Annotated in this window: 25 protein-coding genes; 13 read left to right on the top strand and 12 right to left on the bottom strand. The window is 50.0% G+C overall.

Features of this window, described 5'->3' with window-relative positions; all coding sequences use genetic code 11:
* The first annotated feature begins 3 nt into the window (after positions 1–3).
* From fliQ to ACZ5ZZ_RS14730, 8 genes are all read left to right on the top strand, one after another.
* Positions 4–276 (top strand): flagellar biosynthesis protein FliQ, encoded by a 273-nt coding sequence (gene fliQ / locus ACZ5ZZ_RS14765; protein WP_262553001.1) that lies wholly within the window; start codon positions 4–6, stop codon positions 274–276.
* A gap of 1 nt (position 277) precedes the next feature.
* Positions 278–1,057: a flagellar biosynthetic protein FliR gene (fliR, locus tag ACZ5ZZ_RS14760; protein WP_464118484.1), complete on the top strand. Its 780-nt coding sequence runs from the start codon at positions 278–280 to the stop codon at positions 1,055–1,057.
* A gap of 32 nt (positions 1,058–1,089) precedes the next feature.
* The gene (gene flhB, locus ACZ5ZZ_RS14755) at positions 1,090–2,151 is read left to right on the top strand and encodes a flagellar biosynthesis protein FlhB (protein WP_464140079.1); all 1,062 of its coding nucleotides are present in this window, start codon (positions 1,090–1,092) and stop codon (positions 2,149–2,151) included.
* Positions 2,151–4,250 carry a flagellar biosynthesis protein FlhA gene (gene flhA, locus ACZ5ZZ_RS14750; protein ID WP_464140078.1) on the top strand — a complete coding sequence of 700 codons (2,100 nt, stop codon included), beginning with the start codon at positions 2,151–2,153 and terminating at the stop codon, positions 4,248–4,250. Before flhB ends, flhA begins: the two co-directional genes overlap by 1 nt.
* Positions 4,240–5,700 carry a flagellar biosynthesis protein FlhF gene (gene flhF / locus ACZ5ZZ_RS14745; protein ID WP_464140076.1) on the top strand — a complete coding sequence of 487 codons (1,461 nt, stop codon included), beginning with the start codon at positions 4,240–4,242 and terminating at the stop codon, positions 5,698–5,700. Before flhA ends, flhF begins: the two co-directional genes overlap by 11 nt.
* The gene (locus ACZ5ZZ_RS14740; RefSeq protein ID WP_464140074.1) at positions 5,697–6,527 is read left to right on the top strand and encodes a MinD/ParA family protein; all 831 of its coding nucleotides are present in this window, start codon (positions 5,697–5,699) and stop codon (positions 6,525–6,527) included. Before flhF ends, ACZ5ZZ_RS14740 begins: the two co-directional genes overlap by 4 nt.
* An 80-nt stretch (positions 6,528–6,607) precedes the next feature.
* Entirely contained in the window at positions 6,608–7,393 is a 786-nt protein-coding gene (locus ACZ5ZZ_RS14735; RefSeq protein WP_011165664.1) for a FliA/WhiG family RNA polymerase sigma factor, read from the top strand.
* A 554-nt stretch (positions 7,394–7,947) separates the two neighbouring features.
* The gene (locus tag ACZ5ZZ_RS14730; protein ID WP_464118478.1) at positions 7,948–8,373 is read left to right on the top strand and encodes a hypothetical protein; all 426 of its coding nucleotides are present in this window, start codon (positions 7,948–7,950) and stop codon (positions 8,371–8,373) included.
* On the opposite strand, the gene ACZ5ZZ_RS14725 is transcribed toward ACZ5ZZ_RS14730, so the two are convergent.
* Complete coding sequence (locus ACZ5ZZ_RS14725; protein WP_464132038.1) at positions 8,370–9,485, bottom strand: sigma-70 family RNA polymerase sigma factor; 1,116 nt, start codon at positions 9,483–9,485, stop codon at positions 8,370–8,372. The two genes, ACZ5ZZ_RS14730 and ACZ5ZZ_RS14725, sit on opposite strands and share 4 nt — an antisense overlap.
* A gap of 9 nt (positions 9,486–9,494) precedes the next feature.
* Positions 9,495–9,800, bottom strand: a complete 306-nt coding sequence (locus tag ACZ5ZZ_RS14720) for a polyhydroxyalkanoic acid system family protein (RefSeq protein WP_464132036.1) — start codon at positions 9,798–9,800, stop codon at positions 9,495–9,497.
* A 312-nt stretch (positions 9,801–10,112) separates the two neighbouring features.
* Here ACZ5ZZ_RS14720 and aspS point away from each other — a divergent pair, with 312 nt between their 5' ends.
* Positions 10,113–11,927, top strand: a complete 1,815-nt coding sequence (gene aspS / locus ACZ5ZZ_RS14715) for an aspartate--tRNA ligase (RefSeq protein ID WP_464140072.1) — start codon at positions 10,113–10,115, stop codon at positions 11,925–11,927.
* Positions 11,928–11,962: 35 nt separating this feature from the next.
* Here the strand turns inward: aspS and ACZ5ZZ_RS14710 are convergent, their stop codons facing one another.
* Positions 11,963–12,622, bottom strand: coding sequence for a hypothetical protein (locus ACZ5ZZ_RS14710; protein ID WP_464140070.1), 660 nt, complete (start codon positions 12,620–12,622; stop codon positions 11,963–11,965).
* Positions 12,623–12,708: 86 nt separating this feature from the next.
* Here ACZ5ZZ_RS14710 and ACZ5ZZ_RS14705 point away from each other — a divergent pair, with 86 nt between their 5' ends.
* Positions 12,709–13,479 carry a DUF1266 domain-containing protein gene (locus tag ACZ5ZZ_RS14705; protein WP_464118473.1) on the top strand — a complete coding sequence of 257 codons (771 nt, stop codon included), beginning with the start codon at positions 12,709–12,711 and terminating at the stop codon, positions 13,477–13,479.
* A gap of 107 nt (positions 13,480–13,586) precedes the next feature.
* Positions 13,587–14,012 carry a hypothetical protein gene (locus ACZ5ZZ_RS14700; RefSeq protein WP_464118472.1) on the top strand — a complete coding sequence of 142 codons (426 nt, stop codon included), beginning with the start codon at positions 13,587–13,589 and terminating at the stop codon, positions 14,010–14,012.
* Positions 14,013–14,057: 45 nt separating this feature from the next.
* Here ACZ5ZZ_RS14700 and ACZ5ZZ_RS14695 read toward each other — a convergent pair whose 3' ends face one another.
* The 3 genes from ACZ5ZZ_RS14695 to ACZ5ZZ_RS14685 form a co-directional block, all read right to left on the bottom strand.
* A complete protein-coding gene (locus tag ACZ5ZZ_RS14695) occupies positions 14,058–15,167 on the bottom strand; it encodes a CpaF family protein (RefSeq protein WP_464140068.1) in 1,110 nt (369 codons plus the stop codon).
* Positions 15,164–16,471 carry a type II and III secretion system protein family protein gene (locus tag ACZ5ZZ_RS14690; protein ID WP_464132029.1) on the bottom strand — a complete coding sequence of 436 codons (1,308 nt, stop codon included), beginning with the start codon at positions 16,469–16,471 and terminating at the stop codon, positions 15,164–15,166. The genes ACZ5ZZ_RS14695 and ACZ5ZZ_RS14690 overlap by 4 nt, the downstream gene beginning before the upstream one ends.
* Positions 16,472–16,545: 74 nt before the next feature.
* Entirely contained in the window at positions 16,546–17,652 is a 1,107-nt protein-coding gene (locus ACZ5ZZ_RS14685; protein ID WP_464132027.1) for a response regulator, read from the bottom strand.
* Positions 17,653–17,871: 219 nt separating this feature from the next.
* On the opposite strand from ACZ5ZZ_RS14685, the gene ACZ5ZZ_RS14680 reads away from it, so the two are divergent.
* Positions 17,872–20,049, top strand: coding sequence for a hypothetical protein (locus ACZ5ZZ_RS14680; RefSeq protein ID WP_464140066.1), 2,178 nt, complete (start codon positions 17,872–17,874; stop codon positions 20,047–20,049).
* Between the two features lie 53 nt (positions 20,050–20,102).
* Positions 20,103–21,374, top strand: a complete 1,272-nt coding sequence (locus ACZ5ZZ_RS14675; RefSeq protein WP_464140064.1) for an amidohydrolase — start codon at positions 20,103–20,105, stop codon at positions 21,372–21,374.
* Here ACZ5ZZ_RS14675 and ACZ5ZZ_RS14670 read toward each other — a convergent pair.
* The 6 genes from ACZ5ZZ_RS14670 to ACZ5ZZ_RS14645 all read right to left on the bottom strand — a co-directional run bounded on the left by ACZ5ZZ_RS14670 (position 21,363) and on the right by ACZ5ZZ_RS14645 (position 24,580).
* Entirely contained in the window at positions 21,363–22,250 is an 888-nt protein-coding gene (locus ACZ5ZZ_RS14670; RefSeq protein ID WP_464140062.1) for a hypothetical protein, read from the bottom strand. The two genes, ACZ5ZZ_RS14675 and ACZ5ZZ_RS14670, sit on opposite strands and share 12 nt — an antisense overlap.
* Before the next feature lie 10 nt (positions 22,251–22,260).
* On the bottom strand, positions 22,261–22,740 hold the full coding sequence (locus tag ACZ5ZZ_RS14665; RefSeq protein WP_464132022.1) for a hypothetical protein: 480 nt from the start codon (positions 22,738–22,740) through the stop codon (positions 22,261–22,263).
* 96 nt (positions 22,741–22,836) lie between these two features.
* Positions 22,837–23,580, bottom strand: coding sequence for a hypothetical protein (locus ACZ5ZZ_RS14660; protein WP_464140060.1), 744 nt, complete (start codon positions 23,578–23,580; stop codon positions 22,837–22,839).
* Positions 23,581–23,589: 9 nt separating this feature from the next.
* Complete coding sequence (locus tag ACZ5ZZ_RS14655; protein WP_464118460.1) at positions 23,590–23,922, bottom strand: hypothetical protein; 333 nt, start codon at positions 23,920–23,922, stop codon at positions 23,590–23,592.
* Positions 23,923–23,928: 6 nt separating this feature from the next.
* Positions 23,929–24,201 carry a Flp family type IVb pilin gene (locus ACZ5ZZ_RS14650; protein ID WP_464118459.1) on the bottom strand — a complete coding sequence of 91 codons (273 nt, stop codon included), beginning with the start codon at positions 24,199–24,201 and terminating at the stop codon, positions 23,929–23,931.
* A 94-nt stretch (positions 24,202–24,295) separates the two neighbouring features.
* Positions 24,296–24,580, bottom strand: coding sequence for a hypothetical protein (locus tag ACZ5ZZ_RS14645; RefSeq protein ID WP_262553026.1), 285 nt, complete (start codon positions 24,578–24,580; stop codon positions 24,296–24,298).
* Positions 24,581–24,793: the final 213 nt, after the last annotated feature.

Here is a 24,793-nt window from a genome sequence, read left to right as displayed (position 1 = left end):
AAAGTGACAGATGAATTGGTGATTCGACTGGGACAGGACGCGCTTCGAACAACTGCCATGTTGGCGGCACCGCTTTTGATCAGCACATTGGTTGTGGGTCTGGCCGTGAGTGTGTTCCAGGCTTTGACTCAGATCAATGAGGCGACTTTGACGTTCATTCCAAAAATGATCGTGGTGGCGGCGGTGTTTATCCTGGCCGGCCCGTGGATGATGGACGTGATGAGCACTTACACCGTGAATTTATTTGAAAATATTGCCGTGATGGTGAGGGAATAGAGTGCTGAACTGGAGTGCGTTGACGGAGGCTCAGATTCTTCTTTTTGCGTTGGTTTTACTGCGCATGATTGCCTATGTCGTGTCCTCTTCGTTTTTTGGCTCTCCGCTGGTGAATGCGCCTATTAAGGTCCTGCTTTCACTGGTTTTAGCCATGGTTATTTTTCCAGTGGTGAAGGTTGGAAATGTTGATTATGGGCTAATCTCCAATGAAATCATCGGCTTGGCCGTGCGAGAGCTGCTGGTTGGATTGACCTTGGGTTTTTTAACCCGACTGTTCTTCTTTGTGGTCAGTATGACAGGGGATCTGGTTTCCATGAGCGTGGGTTTAAGTGCCGCTCAAATTTATAACCCGATGATGGGTTCCCAAGGGGGCGTCGTCGAGCAATTCTATTCCGCCATGGCCACCCTGGTGTTCCTGGCGATCAACGGGCACCACATGCTTTTGACCGCGATTGCGCAAAGCTATGAGCTGGTTCCGGTGAGTTCTTTGGCTTTAAATATCGGGCCGTTTGCAGAAATCGCCGTTTATGGCCAAGCGGTTCTGGTGATGGCGATTAAAATGTGCGCCCCGATTCTGGTGGCAATTTTGATTGTGAATTTGGCGATGGGTATTCTGGGACGTGCCGTGCCCCAGATCAACGTCCTGGTCACAAGTATGCCAGTGACGATTATGATGGGAATGGCAGTGGTTTTCATCTGCCTTCCTTTGTTGGTTATGGAAATGAATGGAGTTGTTGAAATCACAGCTAGCAAACTGTTCGATGTGATGAAACACTTATAGGGTAAGGCTTTTAAGTTCTAGGAAGGAACGAGATGGCTGAGGATAACGGCGAAAAGTCCGAAGAAGCAACGGACGCGAGACGGGAAGAGTTTCGCAAAAAAGGGAACGTTGCACATACAAAGGAGCTGGCGTCGGCAGTAATTTTACTGGCCGCGGCCGGTGGCGTGTATGCTTTGGGTCGCTTTTTCTTTCAGAACATCTTTGAGATCTTCCAGCATTCCTTCGGGGATGACATGGTCAAGATGGTGCGAGAAGGAAACTTTGTAGAGGCTTTCAAATATTGCGGGATCAAAGCCATGATCCTTGTGGCGCCCGTTTTGCTGTTCACCGGTATTATCGGTGCGGCTTCCTCGATCGTTCAGATCGGCTTCCTTCAGGTGGAAGATGCTGTTTCTCCTAATTTTGAAAAATTGAATCCGGCGGAGGGCTTCAAACGCATCTTCAGCTTTCGTGCCGTTGTCGAGGCCCTGAAGTCCATACTGAAAATGGGCACCGTGGGTGTGATCCTCTACTTCCTTCTGCGCAGTGAAGTGAATCAGGTTCCTTACATGCTGACGTACTCCATCGAACAGATCATCGCCTACGTGGGTGTTGTCGTGGTGAAGCTGCTTGGTGGTGTTGGTGGTGTGATGCTGGTGATTGCTGGCGCGGATTACTTCTATCAGCGCTATGATCTTGAAAAGAAAATGATGATGACCAAGCAAGAGGTCAAAGAAGAACACAAGCAGCGTGAGGGTGATCCGCTGATCAAATCCCGCATCCGCCGAATCCAGCGTGAAATGGCGAGTAAGCGCATGATGTCGGAAATTCCCAAGGCCGATGTGGTCATCACCAATCCTACGCACATCGCGGTGGTTCTGAAATACACCGACAATCTGCCGGCACCACAGATCGTGGCCATGGGGGCGGATCATGTTGCGGAAAAAATCAAAGAAGTGGCGCGCGAGCACAATGTGCCGATCGTGGAAAACAAGCCACTGGCGCGCACGATCTTTAAGACCTTGAAAATTGGACAAGTTATTCCCCGGGAGCTTTTTGTGGCTGTGGCCGAAGTGCTTTCGTACGTTTACCGTTTGCGTAGGAAGAAAAGATAATGGATCAGTTGTTTCAGTTTCTAAAACGATTCGATAAGATCACGAAGAATACGGATCTTTTCATTGCTGTGGGTCTGTTGGCAGTCCTTGCGGTGATGATCATTCCGCTGCCTCCGATGATGCTGGACTTGTCTTTGACCTTCTCTTTGGCTATCAGCATTTTGATCCTGTTGGTCAGTATTTACACTGACAGAGCTTTGGATTTCACATCTTTCCCGTCGTTGCTTTTGATGACGACCTTGTTCCGTCTGGCCCTGAATGTGGCCACGACGCGTTTGATTTTGACTCACGGGCATGAAGGGGAGCAGGCCGCCGGTCACGTGATCGCATCGTTTGCGAACTTTGTGGTGGGTGGAAACTATGTGATCGGTTTCGTGATGTTCTTGATCCTGATGGTCATCAACTTCATGGTTATCACCAAGGGTTCCGGGCGCGTGGCGGAAGTTGCAGCTCGCTTCACCTTGGATGCGATGCCTGGTAAACAAATGTCCATCGATGCGGAACTGAATGCAGGTCATATCACCGAAGCCGAGGCTCGTAAACGCCGTAAGCAGGTCGAAGGCGAAGCGGACTTCTACGGCGCAATGGATGGTGCCTCCAAGTTCGTTCGCGGTGATGCTATTGCCGGTATCATCATCACCATGATCAATATCATTGGTGGTTTGGCGATCGGAGTCATTCAAAAGGGTCTTGATGTCGGAACGGCTGCGAAATACTACACAATGCTGACCATTGGTGACGGTTTGCTTTCGCAGATCCCGGCGTTGGTGATCTCGACAGCTGCCGGTATTATCGTGACTCGTACTTCCAACTCCGAAAAAGACGTTGGTGAGGAAGTCACCGGTCAGTTGTTTGTGAAACCTCGTGCGGTGATGATCTCCGGTGCGGTTTTGATCCTGATGGGTCTGGTGCCAGGTCTTCCGACCATCCCATTCTTGTTGATGGGTGGTTTGTTGTGTGGGACTGCCTGGGTTATTAAAAAGGCCCGTGCCGAACAGGCCGAAGTGGCGAAAAGACAGTCCGAAGCGGCTTTGTCAGCGCCGAAGAAAGAAAACATCGAAACGATGCTTCCGCTGGACATGGTCGAGCTGGAAGTGGGCTATGGCCTTATCAATATTGTTGAGTCCGATCAAAGCGGTGACTTGCTTGAACGTATTGTCAGCATCCGCAAGCAGTTTGCTCTGGATCTGGGAATATTGGTTCCAAGTATTCACATCCGCGACAATCTGCAACTGGCACCGGGCGAATACCGCCTGATGATCAAGGGCAATCGCGTCGGGGGCGGGACTCTTCGTCCGGAAGCTTTGCTGGCGATGGATCCGGGCAATGTGGCCGAAAGAATCGAAGGTATTCCGACAAAAGAGCCGGCATTTGGCTTGGATGCCCTTTGGATTTCGCCTGCGCGTAAAGAGGATGCGGAACTGGCTGGATACACCGTGGTGGATCTGCCGACAGTCATGGCAACTCACTTGACAGAAATCATCCGCACCCATGCGCATGAGCTTCTGGGTCGTCAAGAAGCCTCGGCGCTTATTGAAAACTTCAAGAAGTCTCATCCGAAAGTGGTGGAAGAACTGATCCCGGATCTGCTTCCATTGGGATCTGTGGTGCGTGTCCTTCAGAACCTGTTGAAGGAACAAGTGTCCATTCGTGATCTGCTGACGATCTTTGAAACACTGGCGGATGATGCTCCTCGCACGAAGGACATCGAGGTACTGACAGAGCAGGTTCGCCGCGCTCTGGCTCGTGGTATCACGGCGAAGTACACGACGGAGATGGGCAATATCCCGGTTATGACATTGCATCCTCATATTGAGGAATTGATCGCCAATTCGTTGCTGCAAACTGAGCAAGGGGTGCAGTTGGTGATGGATCCGAACACGGCACATCGTTTGATCAACGAAATTGCCCGCACGGTGGAAAACCATCCTGAAGTGGCCAGTCAGCCGATTCTGCTGACCAGCCCAACGTCACGTCGTCATTTATATAAATTAACGTCCCGCTTTATTCCTCAGTTGGTTGTGCTTTCACACAATGAATTGTCGTCGGATGCGGATGTGAACTCTGTTGCACTCGTGGAGATGAGCCATGCAGGTTAAGAAATTTGAAGCACGTACCATGAAAGAAGCTTTGGAGATGGTCAAGACCCAGCTGGGGCCTGATGCCATCATCCTGTCAGCGCGCGACAACAATAAAAGCTTCGGTCTTGTCGGAGAGGGCAGTGTGGAGATTACAGCCGCCGTTTCTGAAGAGACTTTGCAAAAAAAGAAGTTTGCTGAATCCAGATTGCGCGAACAGGATCGGGTTAAGTTCAATAACAGTTCTGCCAGACAGCAGAAAGAGCTGATCCAGAAGATGGTGGAAAAGCATGTGCAAAAGGCGGCGCCGGCTCAGGCTCAGCCCATCACGCAAAGACGATACATTGATATCGAAGATGAACATGAGTTGAATCGGCAGAACCGAGTGTCTGAAGAACGAGTGCGTTCTGCGGCACAAAGAGCGTTGAATGCCTTCCAGGAGCAGGATGAAATATTCTCTCGTGGTGGGAATGCCGTAAAAAAGACCAATCCCCAGACAAAAACAGCCGCGACGCAGGCACGGCCAGCGGCTCCGGTGGCGGTTGAAACGCCTGAAATTCAGGCCCTGAAAAATGAAATTGCCAGTCTGAAACAAGTTATCAGCCAGTTCCAGCAGATGCCTCAAACCTTTGCCGGTTCTCATCCCGGTGCAGACTATGGCATCAATTATGACCTAAGCTTTGTCTATTCCAAATTGACCGGTGCAGGAATGGCGCCCGAGATCGCGGCGGAAATCCTGACTCAGGCACAGGAAACTCTTCCGGCTCTGAAGCTGAAGAATCGATCTTTGGTCGAAGCTTGGGTGGCTCGTCATGTTCTGGATGCCACAAAGATCGCAACCAATCCAGGTCAGGGGAAGATTCATTGTTTTGTCGGCCCGGCAGGAAGCGGCAAAACCTCGGCCTTGATTAAAATGGCCAGCCACATGGTGGTTCGTGAAGGCAAAAAGATTGCCTTGTTCACGACAGACACCTTTAAGGTGGGGGCGGCCGATCAAATGAAAATTTACGCGCAGATTTTGAATGTCCCGTTCTCGGTGATTCGCACTCAGCAGGATTGGACGAATTTGATGCGTTATCTGGCAAATGTGGATTGCGTGTTGGTCGACTACACAGGTTTGAGCCTTAAGAGCAACGACGAGATTCAGATGTTGAAGAGTCTTCTGCCTCCTGCGGCACTGAACCCGAACATTCATCTGACTCTGTCCACCAATGCCAAGGACAGTGACTGCACTGAACTGGGTCGTCGTTATTCCGTTCTGGGGTATAAAGATGTGATTTTCACATCTTTGGATGAATCCACCCAGCATGGGACCATTTATAACTTTATGAAGAGATTCGATGTGCCATTGCACTCGTTCGGGATCGGGCCTCGTGTTCCAGAGGACTTCGAGTTTGCAACCAAAGAACGTTTGCTGGATCTGATTTTCCGTATCACAAAACTTAAACAACAGGACTCTGAAGCTGTATGAGCAGAATGAATTCTTTCAATATGCAGCGCACGCGCACGATCAGTATCACATCCGGCAAAGGGGGTGTGGGTAAAACCACATTGGTCGCGAACATGGCACTGACCCTGGCGCAAAAAGGCAAAAAGGTTTTGATCCTCGATGGTGACCTGGGTATGGCTAATGTGGATATTCTGTTTGGTGTTCGTCCGACAGGAAATTTGCATGACATCATCGCCGGTCGCAAAGAGATGCGCGACATCCTGATGGAAGTTTCCAAGGATGTGTTCTTGATCCCTGGCGGCAGTGGCATCGTGGAATTCAATCATCTGAATCATTTTGAAAGAAGAGCAATGGTGGAGGCGGTCAGCGCACTTCCCTTGGGCTTTGACTATTTGTTGATCGATACCGCTCCGGGAATGGCTGAAAATGTTTTGTTCCTAAACTCTGCGGCACAGACCGTGTCCGTGGTGATCACGCCAGATCCTGCCAGTTTTGCGGATGCCTATGCGTTGATCAAAGTTTTACATAAGCAATACAAGGTCAATCATTTCTCCATCATCTGCAATCAAGTGCGTGATGAACAGGAGGGGTTGGGACTGTATCAACGCTTCAATGATGTGGTTAATAAGTTCCTCTACATAGGTCTGGATTATTGGGGTTCGGTTCCCAATGATGTGGTTCTGCGTAAGGCAAACCAAATGCAGCGTCTCATTGTGAGACATGAAATCGGGGCGGAATCTTCAAAGGCTATTCGTCAAATTTGTAATCAGGTGGAGAAGTCCTGCAAACAGATTGAGTGCGTCGGTGGCATGCAGATGTTTTGGGACCAGGTCGTCGGAAGTGCGTAGGTCCGAGTTTCCAATTCTGAGAGAATTGGACTTTTAGGGCACCGACCTGTTTGATAACATAGATTTCAAGAGGGAAAAATATGGGGAAAAATGCGGCATTGTTGAAGAAATATAAGGAAGAGCCACGTAAGCTCGCTCCCACTCAGAAAGATGACCTTATACGTGAATATGCGCCGTTGATTAAATTCATCGCTCAAAAGATTGCCGTCAGACTTCCCTCTAACATCGAACTGGATGATTTGATCTCTGCGGGTGTTATCGGTTTGATGGATGCCATCGAAAAATATGACTCCACCCGTGACAATAAGTTTAAAACCTATGCTGAATTCCGTATCCGTGGAGCGATTCTGGATGAGTTGCGTGCTCAGGACTGGGTGCCTCGCTCGATTCGTGATAAAGCCAAGCTGTTAGATAAAACCATGGTTCAGTTGGAAGCGGATCTGGGACGCACACCTTCAGATGAAGAAGTGGCTAAGGCGTTGAATGTCAGCATTGACGAATTCCACGATCTGGTGAATCAGGTTCGCCCGGTCAGCTTGTTGCCTATTGATCAGGCGACGAGCTTTAGTAATACCGATAAAAAGTCCATCATGGATATTCTGGAAGGTTCCCGCACGAACAGTCCTTTCAATCAGTTGAATGTGAAGAACATCAAAGAAGTTGTGGCTCAGGCGATCGAAGAGCTGCCTGAAAGACAACGTCTGGTTCTATCTTTGTATTATTACGAGGATTTGAATCTGAAGGAAATCGGCCAGGTCTTGCGTGTGACCGAGTCCCGCGTGTCTCAGTTGCATGCACAGGCTGTCGCCCGATTGCGTGCGAAGCTGGCGGCCACTATCGGTGCCGGTGAACTGGAAATCGCGTAACATCCTTTGAAATAATTTGATTTTAAGCAAAAGCCTCCCAAGATATTTTTTCGGGAGGATTTTTTCGTTTCTGAAGCCTGTGTTAAACAACTCATGGCAGGGTCTTTGCTTTGGGAAGAGAATATAAGCAAGCAAGCTTATATCAAAGCCAAGGAGGAACTCTATGGGCACAGAAAGAACGAACCGGCCACAGCAGCCAGATTCATCCCGAGAAAGAACTCAAAGAGAAGAAAGCAGCAGACATGAAAGATCTGAGCGCTCCTCTTCCTCTGAGCGGAGTTCAAAGGAGCCTCAAAGACCACAGACAGATAGAAGTGAAAGAAGAAACCCAAGTCGCTAAGTATGGCGATGGACTTCTGGATTCCGAAAGGATCTCTTCCAGCTGAAGAGATCCTTTTTTATTTTCTGAAGCACTGTGCGGCAGCAGGGGCCCATCACCCCGGGCGAAGGGGCGAATTGTCTCCAAGCCATGATATGAAATTTTCTTCATGCTGGAAAATGGTTTTGCGGTCGTCCAAGGGACCCTTCAGAATGAGGGTAACCAGGAGGTACTTATGAAAATTCTGCCATTTCTTTTCTTAGGTCTTCTCCTCGCTTCTCCCGTTCAGGCACAAGAGGGGTCCGAAAGCGTTTACGAACACAACCATGAGATTGTCTTTGGTGACGGAGTCCAAGCTCAGGATAGGGACTACTATTTTAACTTTGGAAGAGTTCGTCTTTTTCGTGAAGTACGCGCGAACTTCTATCTACGCAACAACACCAGCATTCCCATTTATATCAATGACCTCGATTTGAACGGAAGCGACGCCTTCAGTTTTCGCGACAATTGCCCTCGCCTTCTTTTTCGGGGGCAACAATGCCGCATTCGGGTCTTTTTTGAGCCGCGCTACTTAGGTTTGCATCGTGGTGATTTGGAATTGGAACTGACTCCACAGGAAGACATTGTCCTGCATTTGCGTGGTCGCGGAGTTCTTCGTTAGCCTTCGGAGTTCTCTTCCATTTTGGCTTTGATCTTTTTCATCAGGCGGGCCTCCATCTGACGGACGGCCTCGCGGGTGATTCCATATTTTTCACCGATCTCCTGCAGAGTCAGGGGATCGTCATTCAAAATACGCTCATCCAGGATGATCTTTTCCCGGTCAGAAAGCTCCGGGCGGATCTCTTCGATCTTTTGTTTCAGGATTTCCAGTTGTTCATTGTGCGCCAGCGCTTCATCCAGGGGTTGATCGGACTGATGGCGCTGCAAGTCCCCCAGGCTTGTACCGGAGTCCTCGTCAACCGGGCGGTCCAGACTGACATCGCGGCCGGACATTCTCATGGTCATGTCGCGGACCTCGTCTTCCGGAATGCCAAGACGACTGCTGATCAGGGCTGTGTTGGGCTCAATACCCATGGCATCCAGTGCGTCTTTTTCTTTTTGCAACTGATAGAAAAGCTTGCGTTGGTTCTGAGTCGTTCCAATGCGCACCATCGAGTACTGGCGCATCAGGAATTCCTGGATATAACCGCGAATCCACCAGACGGCGTATGTTATCAAACGAGCGCCCTTGTAAGGATTGAATTCACGAACTGCATGCATCAGGCCGACATTGCCTTCCTGAATAAGATCGATCATTTTGGAGCCAAATTTGGAGTATTCAGCCGCAATTTTTACGACAAAACGCAGATTGGCTTTGACCAGTGCCTGGGCGGCTTCAGGATCCTTGCTTTCAAAATACTTCTTAGCCAAAGCCATTTCCTCTTCACGGGTCAGGACTTTATAGCGGCGTATTTCATTCAGATACATGACCAACGGATCCGCCGAGGTCAGGGCCTTGGAAGAATCCGCCAGAGCAAGGGCTTTGCTGTCTTCTTCGATCTCGGGAAGCTCTTCCTCGGGGGCAGGAACCGCGTAGGCTTTTTCAGCTTCCACCGTAGGGCGAATGTCGTCGGTTTGGACGTCTTCGACCAATTCCGCAACGACAGGCTTGGATTCCACCGTGGTCTTGACGGATTTGCGCGCAGGTGTTTTTGCAGCAGCTTTTTTAGGAGCTGCTTTTTTAACCGATGCGGTTTTACTGGAAGAGGTGGATTTTGCCTTCGTTTTCGCCATTATGAATGTTTAGCCAAGGTATTTAGCCAATTTCCTTTGCAAGGTCTCGGTGACTTTACCTTTGAAGGGAGTCAGCATCAATGGCAGATCCACTGTGACAGAGACTTTGCTCCCTGCGCCAGCTGTGGCCACGGTCATATCCGCTTTAAATTGGGATCCTTTAAGGTTGGCGCATTTGCTTCCATCGTCGAAGGAGCACTGAATTTTTGGGTCAAAGCGTCGAATGTCCTGATCGTTCGAAAGGAATTCTTTAATCTTTTTGTAAGCTTCCTCTGCGGAATGGCTGCTGGAATGATCAATAGTAAACTTAGGCATCTCTTCTCCTCGGCTGTTGAAAACGACACATCCGACGGCGTTGTCGGGGGACCTTCTTCGCTCCGACGTGCTTAGAGCGCGCTTGCGCCTCGAAGGGCCCCCTCCGCCTTGCGGCTGCATCGTTTTAAACAACCGAAACAGAGGCGGGGATGTTTCAATTCTGAAATTATAAGGGGAAATTTATTGCAAATGAAGCAGAATGCCTGGGGTCGAGGGGGCTCTCTGAAGGTTTTGTTATGGAGGATATAAGAATATGGTTTTTGACTGGGATGGCACAATATGTAAATCTGGGCCCACGAACAAGGTAGATATATGAAGTTTGTTAAAGAGCTAAAAAGAACACATTATTGCGGAAGTCTGAGCCTTTCTCAGGCAGGTCAAAAAGTTGTATTGATGGGTTGGGTGGATGTTCGACGCGACCACGGAAGTCTGGTTTTCATCGACTTGCGTGACCGTGAAGGCATTGTGCAAGTGGTTCTGGACCCAAACAAACCTGAAACATCTTCTGCAAAGAATCTTCGCGGCGAATTTGTCCTGGCCGTGGAAGGTGTGGTTCGTGCTCGCCCGGACGGCATGAAAAATGCCAAGATCAAAACAGGCGAAGTGGAAGTCGAAGCGGTTCGCTGCGAGATTCTCAATGAATCCGCTGTGCCTCCATTCCAGGTCAGCGACACCAACGTCAACGAGATGTTGCGACTGAAATATCGTTATCTTGATTTGCGATCTCCACGTCTGGCAGGGCATCTGATCACTCGTCACAAGGTGGCGCAGTTGGTTCGTCGCTTCCTTTCTGACAATGGCTTCCTGGAAGTGGAAACTCCGATTCTTTACAAGTCCACACCGGAAGGGGCGCGTGACTATCTTGTTCCGTCTCGTGTGAATCCGGGGCATTTCTATGCGCTGCCTCAGTCTCCGCAGACTTTGAAGCAGCTTTTGATGATCTCTGGCTACGACAGATACTTCCAGATCGCCCGCTGCTTCCGTGACGAAGATTTGCGCGCGGACCGTCAGCCGGAATTCTCCCAGATCGATATGGAGATGTCCTACATCGATCAGGAAGACATTATGGAGATGAATGAAAAGATGCTGCGCATGATCTGGAAAGAGATCAAAGGCATCGACGTGGGTGCCATTCCTCGCATGACCTATCAGGAAGCGATGGACAGATATGGCATCGACAAACCGGACACACGCTTTGGTGTTGAAATCAAGGATCTGAAATCCGTCGTAACGGGTTCTGGATTCAAGGTCTTTGACGATGTTCTGGCGCGCGGTGGGATTGTTCGTGGTATCGCGGCTCCAAAAGGCGGCAGTTATTCTCGCGGTCAGTTGGATAAATTGACGGATATGGCGAAACGCGCGGGCGCCAAAGGTCTTGTGTGGATCAAGTCCGAAGCCGATGGCACGTTGTCTTCTTCTGTTTCCAAGTTCTTCAGCCCTGAAAAGCTGGCTGAAATGTTCAAGACTTGTGGTGGGGAGCCAGGTGACTGTGCTTTGATCGTCGCAGACGATTTCGACACCGCTTGTGCGGCATTGTCCACTTTGCGTCTGCATTTGGGCCGAGAACTGGGGCTTATCGACAACAGCCAGTACAAGTTCCTGTGGGTTGTGGACTTCCCGCTGCTTGAGTACTCTCCGGATGAAAAACGTTGGGTGGCTCGTCACCATCCGTTTACGTCTCCGAAGGATGAGTTTGCTCAGGACCTGATCAACAACAACGAAACGGCTTACGGCAAAATGCTGGCCAAAGCTTACGACCTTGTTTGTAACGGTTATGAGATGGGCGGGGGCAGTATCCGTATCTATCGTAATGAGATTCAGCAGGGCATGTTCCGTTTGTTGGGCATGAGTGAGCAGGAAACTCAGCACAAGTTTGGATATTTCCTGGAGGCTTTGAAGTACGGAACGCCTCCTCACGGTGGTATTGCCTGGGGAATGGATCGTCTGGTGATGTTGCTTTGTGAAACGGATGCGATCCGTGAAGTGATCGCCTTCCCGAAAACGGCCAAAGCAACAGATCTGATGTCTGAATGTCCAAGCGATGTCAGTCGCGAGCAGTTGGCGGAAGTGGGAATTCGCTTAAGTCCCATGGCTGAAAAACATCTGGAAGAATCAAAAAAGGTGTAGTGAACGAAAACCCGCCGATGATAAGGCGGGTTTTTTTATTCCTGAGGTTCAACTGTGATCGCACCTTCCACGGTGCGAACTTGAATATGGCCGACGTTCTGCGGCTCTACCTGCAGGGAAGGGGATGTTTCCATGCGGTTTGAAATGATCCCTTGCACAGACTGCAGGTCCAATTCATACAAAGCATCCTTCGGAAGATGCAAGGTGACGGCGCCTTCCTGGGTTTCAATGTTAATATGGTTTTTGTAGGATTCTGGCAGGTAGATTTCGGCTTTAAGCTGAGAATCTGTCGTCTTGCTCAGTTCCTGACCATTGACGTTCATTTGAATCCAGTGACTTGCCAAGGGCTCCAGGAAGGTGACTTGCAGACGGTTCTTCTCAGTGGTTTGTAAGATGAATTTTCCCTCTTCAAAACGGGGAACTTTGCCTGAAAGACGAACTTTCAAAGTGCTGCCTTTGTGAAAGCGCACTTCCATCTCAACACGGCGTGAAGAGAGCTGAAGTTCTTCCATGCCCTGCAGAAAAAACTCCTCACTTTCTTCATGCGCTTCACCTTGCAAGAAACGGTCAGCAACCGAGTTGAAAGCATTGAATACTGTGCCCGGGTTATTAAAGACGTAACCCATTAAGAGCATCAGTCCGCCAGCAAGAATAAAGAAAAGGGCCACAGCAGCCATCAGTAGTTTCTTTAGCATGCGAAGAAACTAACACATTGAAAAGGCATTGAAAACGTAATTGAATGAAGGAGTGTCGTCGGGCTTCTGAAAATAAGGAGGAGTGTATGCAGCGTATATTGCCAGAGACAGATCTTGAACGAAAGCTGATGTCACTGGGTGCTCCTTTTATTGAAGAAAATCAAGTTCTTGATGAGCTGTTTCAAGTTTTGGGACATGACCTTGGTGAAGACCAGGAATTGTCCCCGGAAACCAAAGAACAGGTGTTGGATGAGATCGGCGAGTACTTCTTTCGTTTGGATATGAACTACGGTCCGGAGATCAAGGCTGACTGCATCGGGATCCTTGAAGAGTTTTGGAGCGTTGTGGATCGTGAGAGCTGCCAAAAAACTTTGGAAAATATCCGCACCCAAGGACATCGCACAAAGTTCAATGTCCTAAGATCAGCTCTGCCTGTGGATGGCAGCATAGATGCGGTCTCTATGGAAAAATTCCGTCAGATTTTCAATTTCGATTTGGAAGACGGGCAGGATCTGCAGATGACAGAGGCTGACTACAGCAAGCTGGCCCTGTGGGTGCAACGGACTAACAAATATCTTAAAGAACCGGGTATTCTGGCCTGGGATGTCTCCCGCTATATCCACTTGGTTCGACTCAGTTTTGTCGCAGGTTATCTGTCTGATATTCAGGCATGGTCTGAAATCTTGAAGCTGGCACCGATCGTGGAAGGGAAGTTTGAAAACTGGATGGATTTTTCCCAGAGCTTTCTGATTGGTCGCACCTTCTGGTCGGGGGCGGATGACCCCCGGGTGAAGAATATCTGCGAGAAGCTTCTGGGCCATCCGGCAAGTCCGTGGCAGTTTATTTCGTGGACTTAGGTCCAGAAATCCTTTTTTCGTCTCAAGTTTAAACGTTCGATTCCGATACGTTTCCTGTGAAGTGAAGACCAGGATGGCCTTCAAACACGCACACACGGAGGTGTGATATGGAAAAAATCAGCGGAATCCTGCCGGCTTCGGCGCGGACCAGAGCGATTGACACTTCGGCATCCCAGCCTGCGCGTCCCGGCGCTTTGGCCTTGGGGCGACCGATGGGAAAGAACTCGCTGGGAGATCGCATCACCTTAAGCAAACAAATGGAAGAGATGCGGGCGACCGGTCAACTTCCAGAGCTGGAAGCCTCTCCCGTCTATAAAAATCCAGCTGAAGTCAAAAAGCTCAAGGTGATCGAAGACCTGAATCAGAAGTTCTTCAATAATCCGAAATCCGTGGCTCGGGAAGGGGATCAGACCAAGTCTGAAGAAGCCTTCACCAAAGCCAGCGAAAATGAAGGGCTGTTCTATGTGGAAAAGGATCTCAGGGCGGAAGCCGCTCCTTTGACGCCACAGAAAGACACCACCAAAGTTGCTTAAAAATAGAAACCCGGAAGGCGCCCCTCGCTTTCCGGGTTTTTAGTTTCAGATTTCCTTTTCCAGAAGAAATCCATTTTCTTCCAATGAACAAAGGCGATAAACACCTTTGAGTCTGCGCTGGCCTGTTGGTGTGCGCTCGGCCACGATCACGTAATCCAAAGACATCTGAATCAGCCGTCGAATGGCGGTCAGACTCCATTGCGGAGCCCCCATTTGAATCAGCATTTCGAGACGGATCAGGGCCTGCGCCGCATCTTGCGCGTGCAAGGTTCCGAAACTTCCGCTGTGCCCGGTGGCCAGTGCCATCAGAAAATCTTTGGCCTCGGGCCCACGAACTTCCCCCATGACCAGACGATCCGGGCGTAAGCGCAGAGATCGACGCACCAGTTGCCCTTGTTCGACGGACGGAAGCACACCTTGCGGATCCTCGCGTGTTAAGAGTTTCAGGCTGGCGTTGTTCGGCAGCGATATTTCAGAGGTGTCTTCGATAACAACAAGACGCTCGTTGGCAGGCATCAGATTCAGAAACGAATTTAAGACCGAGGTCTTTCCAGAGCCGGTGGGACCGACCACCAGAAAGTTCTTTCTTTCCGCAATGAGACGGGCCAAAGCATCGACCTGTTCATTCGAGCACCATTGGTATTCCGCCAGGCGGGGGAAGGTCCAAGGGTTCTTCGGATGGCGTCTTAAAGTCAGATGTGGATAGCTTTGGGTGAGCTCTGCCCCCACGAGACTGAGGCGGAAGTCAGCAAAGCGCCCATCGGCGCAGGGAAACTCGGTGGTGATGTGAGCCTTGGCCGCATGACTGATCCGATCCAGGAAATTGCGGTAACTGAGATCCGAGAAAAAAATATCCTGATGGTGATGCAGTTGTCCTTGGCGTTCAAACCAAATTGCCATGGGACCGTTCACCAGGATTTCAGTGATACTTTCATCCGCTAACAAGTCCTCCAAAGGCCCCCACGAATGAAATTCGCTCAAGACACGGGCTTTGACTTTTTCTGAGGCAGTCTGCGTGTGCGTCGCCAGAAGGTTTTCCACTCTTTGGGAGCGCAGCAGATTTTCATCATCACTACTCAGCAGAAACTCATTCAAGGGGAGGCGCTGAATGTCCTCGTGAATGCGTTCATAAATTCTTTGGGCCTCCTGAATCATTGAATGCCTCCGCGATAGGTTTTCAGGTGCTGGGGGGACTCCTCTTGTTCTTCCCCTTCATGAACGATGGAGGGGCGAACAAAAATGACCAGCTCGGTGCGATTTTCCAAAAAATCATTGCTGGAAAAAAGCGCGCCCAGAATCGGCAAACGCGACAGAAAGGGCAGACCTTCATGGCCTTTGGCGTCTTCGTTTTTGATTAAGCCTGAAAGAGCAATCGTCTGGGGACGTGTCAGGTCAAAGTGGCTTGAAACCCGGTTGGTCAAAATGCCCGGAATGTCGCCCACAGCAGTGGCTTTGTCCATGGTGGAAACCTCGGTTTCAATCGACAGACTCATGCGTCCGGCAGCATCGGCCTTGGGTTTCACCCGCAGCAGAATTCCGTAGCGCTTCCAGACGATATCCTGAATTTTATAGTTCATGATTTTGATGGGGAACTCGCCACCGGCCAGGAACTCGGCTTCTTTTCCACTGCGGCACAGAATATTCGGACTGGCTAAAATCTTCCCCAAACCCTTTTGTTCCATGGCGCGCAGGTTAAATGGCAGCTCGTCCTGCGAAAAACCTCCGGCCGGCAAAAGACGGGCCGAATAAGCCTCGGGCCATTGCAGTCCATACTTCAGGGCCAGATTTTTTCTGATCTCAGCCACTGTGATTTGCACTTTGATGGTGGGGGCAACATCCAAACTGTTTTCATCGCGCAGGACCTGAACTCCATAGGGCGTCAGCAGCTTTACGTATTTCTTAAAAGCCAGATCGCTGGAGCTGATGCGAACCTCCAGCGAGGGCTCAAAGATCAAAGTTTGCGGGGGCAGTTTGGCTTTTTGAAAGAGCTGTTCGAAATAGGCCTGCGCCTCTTGTTGGCGTGCACTGGTCATTTGGGCCCGCATTTGGTATGAAAGACTTTTGTTTTTCATAAAGTCCGCCAGCTGCACCCAGTCCTGCAAGCGGTACAGATTTCCCTGAATCAGCAGGTCTCCTTCACTGAGGGCTGCTTTCAGGCCCAGGTGATTTTTGAGCTGGGTCTGCAAAGCGCTGAACGAGGATTTTTTAGAGGGGTGCAAGACCTGAACGGAATAAAGTTCCGTGCCAATCTTGATTGTGGTTTGCCCTTCCTGGCGCCCACGGATTTGCAAGTTGCGTCCCTGGCCTTCGGCAGTCAGGATGTTTCTGTCCTGAATCCAGATTCGATCCTGGGACCTTACGGACAAGGTGATCTGTTCCCCGAGGCCCAAAGTCAGTTCTGTCTGGGCCGAGGCAAAGGAAGCGCAAAAGAATGTCAAAGTGATAAGAAGTGTTTTCATACGGGGGCTGTGAAGCAACCCCCGTGCAATGATCAAGACCTAAGTTTTTGAGAAGACAGACGGCTTTCGGACAATCAGACCAGAGGCAACTCAAAGAACACCATCACTCCCTGTGCGGTGTTTTTAAACTGAAGGGTTGAGTTGTGAGATTTTAAGATCGACTGACAAATGGTCAGACCTAGCCCGGTGCCGGTGGAGTGATGCATGACATCCTCGTCGATATAGAACGGCTTCATGATCTTGTCGGAAACGGAAGAGGGAAGCTGGGGACCCATATTGGAAACAACAAAACGCAGATTAGAGCCGCTTTTCAGGCTTTCCACATGAATCTCGCTGCCGTCATTTCCAAATTTCGCCGCGTTGTGAATCAGGCGCAACATGACCTGTTTGATCAGGCGAACGTCTGCGTGAACGGCCAGGGGCTCAAGCTTGCTGACAAGTTTTTGCTGCTTCTTTGCGATCAGGTCCACGACTTCTTTTGAAAGCGCCTCATCAAACTGAGTAAACGCCACCTGCTGCATATCGATTTTAAGCTGATTGGTTTCCGCACGAACCACCAGCAAAACATCATCCACGAGTGTTTTCAGCCGGTCGGCGCTTTTCATGATTCGATTGACCATCAGTTTGTCTTCGTCATTGAGTTTGGATTCAGCCAGCAAAGACGAAAAGCTCAGGATGGAGGTCAGTGGAGTCTTCAGTTCGTGATTGATCAGAATCATAAAGTTGGATTTTGCAACATCCAGACTTTTTAATTCTTCCAGGGCGCGCGCCAGCTCCTGATTTTTTTGCTTGAGTTCCTGTCCCAGAGCAAAGCGGTCGATCGCATGTTCTACAGTATTGGAAAGATCCGTCGGGTCCCACGGCTTTGTCAGATAGCGGAAGATCTGACCTTTATTCACAGCCATGATCACAGACTCAAGATCCGTGTATCCGGTCAGCAGAATTCGCACTGTCTCAGGATGAGACTCCAGAGTTTTCTCTAAAAATTCCACCCCGGTCATCTCCGGCATTCTTTGATCCGTGATGATGAGTGCAACAGGACCTCGATGTTCGTCGAGAACAGCCAAGGCTTCTTTTCCTGAGGTGGCCTTTAGTACGGTGTACTTCTTCCGGAAGAGCCTCTCAAGCGCATCTACGTTATCTATTTCATCATCTACACAAAGAATTGTGTGCTTAGTCATAGAAGCTAGTGTAGGATTGTGGAAAGATCTGTGCAAAGTATTTTGTGCGGGTTTGTTGTCATGGATGACGATGCGGAAAAATTGCAGAAAACTATGCTGGCCATCAGTCTAGTTTCACAATGTTTCAATACTTTTGCTCAAGAATGAGTCAAGTTCAAGTCGACTCCTGACGATAATAGAGACGATAGAAGTATTTTTATCCTTTTCAGGAGATCGTGTATGAAGTTTTGGATGCGCATTGCAGCTCCCGTCACACTGGTGATGAGTATTGCAGGTGGTGCTCAAGCTCAAATGTGGGGTACGGGGATGTACGGAGGCATGCAAGCATGTCCTTATAACTATTCCGCCGGTGCCGGTTCCTCCAGCTATCTTGATGAAATCAAAGAAGCACAGGCTGAAATCAGTGAAGCTCAAAAGCAGCTTCGCTCCAAGCAGTCCGAACTGAAGAAGATCGACAGAGCTTTGAAGCGCTCTAGCGACGCTGTGAATGGTGTGGTTTCCGGTGACTACACAGAATTCATGTTCGAGCACATCTCCAACAACGTGAACTGTAAAGAGTATAAAGGCCTGGGGGCGGGTGATGAGTTCATCGCTCAAGGACAGGAAGGTGATGCTTCCATCCAGGCGCCAGCCACACGTGAAGTGTACGGCTTCCAGATCCAGGAATGGGCGCGTCTGTGCGATGCAAACAAAAATGGTTCCGTTTCCGGCGCTGTCTGTGAAAATCCAAAATATCGTCAAGGTGAAAAAGGCCGCTTTACAACCGCAGATTGTAAAAAAGGTCTGACGGACATGAGAAAGAGCTATGCGGAACGCAACAAAGTCACTCGTGAAATCGATGCTTTGAAAGCCCTAATCGAAAACAGAAAAGAAGACATCAAAATTGCCAAAGAAGACTATGCTGACGAACAACGTGAAAGACGTCGTGAGCAGTTGGAAGGTGGCGTTTGTATCGACTGTATCGCACAAGGTTCCGGCTATCAGTACCAGAAACCAGAAACAAACTGGGGCTCTGTGGTTGGTAACGTGGCGTTGGGTCTTGGTTCGATCTTCCTTGGTTACAAAACAAATCAAATGGTTGCCGACGCAAACTCCAACATCGGTTGGCCGACAGACCCTTGGGCATCCATGGGTTATGGTTATGGGTTGGGAGCGATCGGAACTGGTATCGGTCAGATGATCGGTGGTGGTAGCGGTATCTACGGCTCTATCGGCGGTGGTATCGGTGCGGGTGCCTTCGGTTGTGCCGGTAACAACGGTGGACCTTACGGTATGATGGGTCCTTATGGTGGTATGAACGCTGGCGGTATGTGGGGGAACCCGTATGCAATGGCAGGCCTAGGAATGGGCGGCATGGGCGGCGGTATCTTCATGCCGGGTATGGGCCCTTGGGGTATGGCCGGTCCTTGGGGCATGGGCGGACCTATGGGCGGTATGGGTGGCATGATGGGTGCTTACCCTGGCGCGATGGTCGGTGGTTTCGGTGGCGGTCTCATGGGCGCATATCCTGGCGCTATGATGGGCGGCATGGCTGGTATGGGCGGCATGATGGGTGCTTACCCTGGTTCTATGATGGGTGGTATGGCCGGTATGATGGGCGCTTACCCAGGTGGAATGATGGGCATGGGTGCCTTGGCTAGCGGAATTATCGGCGCTTATCCTGGTGCAATGATGGGTGGTTACCCTGGCGCGATGATGGGCGGCATGGCCGGTATGGGCGGAGCTTTCCCAGGCGGCATGGTTGGCGGCATCGGTGGCGGTCTTATGGGCGCATACCCTGGTGGTATGGGCATGATGGGTGGTTACCCTGGCGCAATGATGGGCGGCATGGCCGGTATGGGCGGAGCTTTCCCAGGTGGCATGGTTGGCGGCATCGGCGGTGGTATCATGGGAGCCTTCCCGGGCGCCATGGCTGGTGGTATGGCCGGTATGATGGGTGCTTACCCTGGCGCGATGGTCGGAATGGGCGGTCTTGCTGGTGGCATGATGGGCGCATATCCTGGCGCGATGATGGGTGGTATGGCCGGCGGTATGGCTGGTGGCATGGCAGGCAGCTTGGGTATGTTGCAAATGCAACAACAGATGATGCAAATGCAGATGCAGCAGTACCAACAGTACATCCAGCAGCAGCAGTCTTATATGCAACAACAAATGCAAAGACAGCAGGTTGTGGCAAGCTTGCAGCAGGAACTTTATGGTCTGTTGTATAGAATCCAGCAGGTTCAGTACGGTGTGGGCGGCGTTGGCGGCTCTATCGGAATCGGCGGTGGCATCGGTGGAGGTATTGGTGGCGGAGTCGTACCAACGCCAATCGGTGGTGGTACGGGCAGCCCAATTCCAGTTCCAGTTGGAAATGGCACGGGTACCGGCACTGCTCCAATCCCGTCTGCACGATAATTTAAACAAAACAGTTAAATAAACGAAGGCCCTCTGCTAAAACAGAGGGCCTTATGCTTTTCAGAATCCCGCGTCTATATGACAGTCACACTCACTTTCTGGCCACCGGCGAATTCGCCTCGGGCCTGCGTTTGGAGGATGTCAACTCCAAGCAGGATTTACAGAATATTGTGCGAACCAATCCGGGTTACTATCGCCGTCATTGGCTTTTGGGCTTTGGCTGGGACGAGCGCAAGTGGCCGGCTTCTGAACAGCCACACAAGAATCTATTAGACGAAGTTTTCCCTGATATTCCTGTTTTCTTTGCGCGCCTGGATGGTCACAGTTGCTGGTTGAATTCCAAAGCTTTGCAGGAAATGAATCTTCAGTCTGAAACTGGAATTCTTATAGAAAAAGATCATTTGCGCGCCTGGGATCAGCTTCCCGGTTTTACCAAGGAGCAGGAGCGCTCTCATATCCTGCAAGCCTGCCGCACTTTTAATAAAGCCGGATTCACGCACGTGCGGGACATGAGCTGTACGGAGTCCCTGTGGAGCATGCTGTGTGAAGTGGCCGACGCCGGTGATCTGACCCTGGCGATCGAGGAAAACTTCACCTCTCACGATATGAATGATTTTGAAACCATGCTGAAACTGGCAAAGTACGCCCGTCAGAACGAGCGTCCTTTACTGCGGGCCAAAGGCATCAAGGTTTTCTATGACGGCTCTTTGGGTTCAGAAACCGCGTTGTTATCCAAACCTTACAACGGTATTCGGGGTGGCAATCAGGGGCGTGTGTTGTGGGATTTGGCGGACATTGAAAATATCATGAAACAAACCTGGGCAGCGGGTTTGGAGTTTTCCGTTCATGTGATCGGGGATGAGGCGTCCCACCACATTGTGCAGACGGCGCGCAAAATTTCGGCGCAGGGGGCATTGGGGCGTTTGAATCTGGAACACGCGCAAGTTTTGCGTCCGGAAACAATTCAGATGATGAAGCCTTTGCATGTGCGTTGTCATATGCAGCCTTGTCACTGGCTGAGTGACCGGGTGTGGTTGTTGGACAAACTCAAAGACCTCTATCCCTATGCCTTCCCGTGGGAAGCGCTGCGCGCGGCGCAGATTCCAATTTCCTTTGGCTGTGACAGTCCTGTGGAGCCGTCTTCTTTCTGGCGCAATAAGATCGCATTGGATGAAAGCCCGAAAGAAAGAATTCGCAAATTCACGGGTGATTTGACTGTAGTGCACGCGCATCCCGATAAAACTTTTGCGGATTCTTACACAGTCATTGAGGATGGCGTCGTCAAAGAAATCAACTTCAATGGAAAGCCCTTGTCACTTGAATGACGACGTATCAATCACCAGTTTTTTATCTTTCATAGCATAGATCCCACCGCCGATCAGTAAAGCTGCCGTGGGATAAAGCCAGGCTTTATTGCGCTGAATCCAACTTCGCTCTGATAAGTCGCTGTCTTGTCCTTCTGGCAGGCGACGCAGGCACTGGGGACCCCAAAAAACAGATCCTTGGTTTAAAACAGTCATGTTTTCAATATCAGCCTGAAAGCTTTCGCAGGTTCCAGAGACCAAGCCAGTGCTTGTCAGATGTTGAGCCCTAAGCTCTGCATAAGTGCCATAAAAACTGACGGGCTTGTGCGTATTGGACAGCAGAGTGAAGTGATAGCGCGCTGAAGAGATCAGCAAAAGCCGACGGTTGTCCTCTAACGGGTAAACAACACTTTCCACCATCAGTGTGTCCGCCCAAGAGTTTCTGATGCGCAGCTCTTTCAGGTCCACCTGTTCTAAGGGACATTCTGAAGACGCAGCATTTTCCCCAAGCAGAAAGTTCACTTTGCAGGAAAGCTGAGTGACCGAACTTTTGGTGAACTTGCTTTGAGGTGTGACCGCAAGCCAGCGCCCCAGCAGGTCTTTTAAAAATTGCAGACTTAAGCTTGAAAGAGCGGTCTTTCGATTGATTTGCTCAACGGTTTCAAGGCCGGATTGAATATCGGAGGGGGGTAGATCCGCAAGAGCAAAAAGCTTTTGCTCTTGCGCTGGTTGATTCTGCATTTCCTCGATAGTGAATTTTTGAAATGACTGAACCCGGGGATTCAGGCTCAGATAATTTTCAAACTCTTTCGGGGAAGTGCCCGGTCCTTGTACAAGAATTTGTGACTGGCCCAGCAAAGGCCAGAACATCGTCAGCACAACCATAAGTTTTTTCATGGGAACTTCCTTAGTTTTGATATTCCACTTTTAATCGCGGAACAGAAGTCGACTTGGTGACCTCGGTGCCTTTTTCTTCAGGGTTTTGCACGACTGCGATAAAGGGACCGTTGAAGCTGAGCAAACGGGGACTTTCGGTGTCTTTCACCAAAACGGCGTATTGGTCAGGGTTCAGTGGGGCTCGCAGCAGCTTCAGTTTGCTGCCCACTTTCAGTCCGCCTTTTTGTCGATCGTTGGAGGCCAGATAAAGATCTACGACGCCTCCCATGTCGCCGACAAGGGAAGCCAGGGATTCAGCGTTGCTGATTTCCAAAGGCACCAGCACGAAACCTCGGGGGATGTAGGTGTCTACAGAAGCCGGTGAAGGAACAGTCTGAAGCGCATCCTCTTTTTCGGATTTTGGACTGGAAATAAAGGCCACCAATCCAACAAGAATAAAACCTGTTAAAGGCCAATTACTTTTTAACTGGGAAAGTGTCTTTTGAAACATAAGACTTCTCCTTGATAAACTGGTGTTTGCGTTGGGCGGTTTTAAGTTCAGAGATTTTTGAAATAGCGGCAAAAAATATTAAGAAGATCAGGCTCATCACCAGACAGACTTCAATGAGTATTTGCCCTTTGTTATCAGAGTGCTCCATCCACGTACTTCCCGGGTTAGTGTGACTGCGCAGGCTTTTTCGAACTGGAATGAACCAGATAGAAAGTAAGACAGAGGCCCGCGCGGCGTGAGCTGGTACTGCCAACGGTGCGCCAGGGCCTGACGTGTTTCAAAATTTTCTTCGGGGCTGTAAGTCGGAGCAATATCCGGTGAGTCCGGACGGACAGCCAGACGAGGCGGGCTTTCGGGAAGAGCGCGAAGGCTTAAGTTCAAAAAGAAAAAACGGTTTTGTATTTCCATCGATCTTTGTCGAATCTGATAGCCAGTGGAACTGTGGTGGCGAGCCAGTGAAATATTGCTTTGCTGGATAAGCTGCTTTTGGCGGATGTCCAGTTCCTGCTGCCGTTGCTTTACCGCTGCCAGCTTGACTTTCAAGGCAGCAATAAGAGGCAGGTTCCCCGCGGCGGTGGCTGTCGCTAGTTTTGTCAGTAAGACGGTTTCCTGCATTTTCAAGGTTGTCGCCAGAGGGTTTAGCGCCAGCAGAGTTGTCAAATGAGGACGGACAGCGGCCTGGCCACTGAGTCCGCCCGTGCGGCATCGATGTTTCAGCTCCAGATCGATCTGCAGAAAACTCATCAGGACTGTGATCAGAAAAAATCCCGCCAACAGGCAAGGGAGTAAAGACACAATAAGAATCGCAGCAAAGCCGTGATTTGATTTTAATGATGTCATGAGGGGGTCCTAGTGTGGAAGAGTCAGCTCTTTGGTGATTTTCATCGCCGGATGAAGATGAATGGTGACTTCTCCGGAAGCTCGGTATTTTTGCAATCGCACGGCCACGACCGTTTGGGCCGGAAGAATTTTACGCATCTGATTCTTCAGGTGACTTTCGCAGGAATAAGTCGTTTCGGAGGCTCCGCAAAGCAGAGCCTCGTGCAGGTGATAGTCGGCGATATAAAAGACCAAAGATCGATACAGCAGTACAGTCAGCACGCTGCCCAGCAGGAAAAGTAAGGGCAAAACCAGCACGGATTCCAGCAGACCTTGTCCTTGTTGTGTCTTCAGGAAATTCATGCTGATTTACTTTTTGTCGGCTTTGGAGTCGTTGACTGAGCCTTCAAAGAAATCACTGAAATCGCGTTTTTTATACATGCTTTCAGTCACAGCGTGTGCAGTCTTTTTGCGGCTGTCCGTACCGCCCAATGCTTGGGCCACATTGGCAAATTGAACGTCGATATTGGCGCCGACAACTTTGATGACCGAGATGCTGCCGATAGCAACGATCGCCACGATAATCAGATATTCGACCAAACCTTGGCCTCTTTTATTTTTAATATGGGACTTGTTTTTCATAGAACCTCCGAATGGGAGGCCTAGCAAGGTCTGTACGGCTGTGGGGTGCGTTTAAACCAAAAAAGAAAGTCCGGAAGATCCGGACTTTGTAAGCTTATTTTTTTTTGCCTTTTGCTTCGGCTTTTTTAGCAGCAGCTTTTTCTTCTTTAGCAGCGGCAGCAGCCTCTTTCTTAGCGCCGGCTTTTTTCGCCTTACGCTGGAAGATAATACGATCCAAAATATCGAAAGCTTCTTTTTGCAGGTCGTTTTCGAAGATAAAGCGATAGAAGCCCTCGATCTCAGGACTTTGACGGAACTTTTTTAGAGACGTAGGAAGGCTGTCAGATTGAACGAAGTCAATGGAACTACCGTCTTTTGAGAGTTTTACTTTTTCAGCCATTCGAAAATCCCCTAGTGTTTTAAAGGGTTTGTACAACGGAGGAGGGGGCGGAAGCAAGAAAAAAAGCCCCTTAGAGTGGTGAAAAAGGCCTATCTGACTGTGGGGCCCGCCCGCGCTGCGAGGGCCTACCTCCGCCTTGCATATGAACCTTTTTGGCGGGTCTCGATGGGGGCTGGGGACTTTCCTAATAACTATTGAATTTCTTTGGGAAAT

This window comes from Bdellovibrio sp. HM001 (assembly GCF_055397275.1).
Note: the sequence above shows the minus strand (reverse complement) of the source record. Positions and strands in the feature narration are given on the sequence as shown.

What these genes read in the sequence shown, in the direction of transcription:
- flhB (WP_464140079.1), top strand. Translation starts at nt 1,090, where the DNA reads ATGGCTGAGGATAACGGCGAAAAGTCCGAAGAAGCAACGGACGCGAGA.
- flhA (WP_464140078.1), top strand. Translation starts at nt 2,151, where the DNA reads ATGGATCAGTTGTTTCAGTTTCTAAAACGATTCGATAAGATCACGAAG.
- flhF (WP_464140076.1), top strand. Translation starts at nt 4,240, where the DNA reads ATGCAGGTTAAGAAATTTGAAGCACGTACCATGAAAGAAGCTTTGGAG.
- ACZ5ZZ_RS14740 (WP_464140074.1), top strand. Translation starts at nt 5,697, where the DNA reads ATGAGCAGAATGAATTCTTTCAATATGCAGCGCACGCGCACGATCAGT.
- ACZ5ZZ_RS14735 (WP_011165664.1), top strand. Translation starts at nt 6,608, where the DNA reads ATGGGGAAAAATGCGGCATTGTTGAAGAAATATAAGGAAGAGCCACGT.
- ACZ5ZZ_RS14730 (WP_464118478.1), top strand. Translation starts at nt 7,948, where the DNA reads ATGAAAATTCTGCCATTTCTTTTCTTAGGTCTTCTCCTCGCTTCTCCC.
- ACZ5ZZ_RS14725 (WP_464132038.1), bottom strand. Translation starts at nt 9,485, where the DNA reads ATGGCGAAAACGAAGGCAAAATCCACCTCTTCCAGTAAAACCGCATCG.
- ACZ5ZZ_RS14720 (WP_464132036.1), bottom strand. Translation starts at nt 9,800, where the DNA reads ATGCCTAAGTTTACTATTGATCATTCCAGCAGCCATTCCGCAGAGGAA.
- aspS (WP_464140072.1), top strand. Translation starts at nt 10,113, where the DNA reads ATGAAGTTTGTTAAAGAGCTAAAAAGAACACATTATTGCGGAAGTCTG.
- ACZ5ZZ_RS14710 (WP_464140070.1), bottom strand. Translation starts at nt 12,622, where the DNA reads ATGCTAAAGAAACTACTGATGGCTGCTGTGGCCCTTTTCTTTATTCTT.
- ACZ5ZZ_RS14705 (WP_464118473.1), top strand. Translation starts at nt 12,709, where the DNA reads ATGCAGCGTATATTGCCAGAGACAGATCTTGAACGAAAGCTGATGTCA.
- ACZ5ZZ_RS14700 (WP_464118472.1), top strand. Translation starts at nt 13,587, where the DNA reads ATGGAAAAAATCAGCGGAATCCTGCCGGCTTCGGCGCGGACCAGAGCG.
- ACZ5ZZ_RS14695 (WP_464140068.1), bottom strand. Translation starts at nt 15,167, where the DNA reads ATGATTCAGGAGGCCCAAAGAATTTATGAACGCATTCACGAGGACATT.
- ACZ5ZZ_RS14690 (WP_464132029.1), bottom strand. Translation starts at nt 16,471, where the DNA reads ATGAAAACACTTCTTATCACTTTGACATTCTTTTGCGCTTCCTTTGCC.
- ACZ5ZZ_RS14685 (WP_464132027.1), bottom strand. Translation starts at nt 17,652, where the DNA reads ATGACTAAGCACACAATTCTTTGTGTAGATGATGAAATAGATAACGTA.
- ACZ5ZZ_RS14680 (WP_464140066.1), top strand. Translation starts at nt 17,872, where the DNA reads ATGAAGTTTTGGATGCGCATTGCAGCTCCCGTCACACTGGTGATGAGT.
- ACZ5ZZ_RS14675 (WP_464140064.1), top strand. Translation starts at nt 20,103, where the DNA reads ATGCTTTTCAGAATCCCGCGTCTATATGACAGTCACACTCACTTTCTG.
- ACZ5ZZ_RS14670 (WP_464140062.1), bottom strand. Translation starts at nt 22,250, where the DNA reads ATGAAAAAACTTATGGTTGTGCTGACGATGTTCTGGCCTTTGCTGGGC.
- ACZ5ZZ_RS14665 (WP_464132022.1), bottom strand. Translation starts at nt 22,740, where the DNA reads ATGTTTCAAAAGACACTTTCCCAGTTAAAAAGTAATTGGCCTTTAACA.
- ACZ5ZZ_RS14660 (WP_464140060.1), bottom strand. Translation starts at nt 23,580, where the DNA reads ATGACATCATTAAAATCAAATCACGGCTTTGCTGCGATTCTTATTGTG.
- ACZ5ZZ_RS14655 (WP_464118460.1), bottom strand. Translation starts at nt 23,922, where the DNA reads ATGAATTTCCTGAAGACACAACAAGGACAAGGTCTGCTGGAATCCGTG.
- ACZ5ZZ_RS14650 (WP_464118459.1), bottom strand. Translation starts at nt 24,201, where the DNA reads ATGAAAAACAAGTCCCATATTAAAAATAAAAGAGGCCAAGGTTTGGTC.
- ACZ5ZZ_RS14645 (WP_262553026.1), bottom strand. Translation starts at nt 24,580, where the DNA reads ATGGCTGAAAAAGTAAAACTCTCAAAAGACGGTAGTTCCATTGACTTC.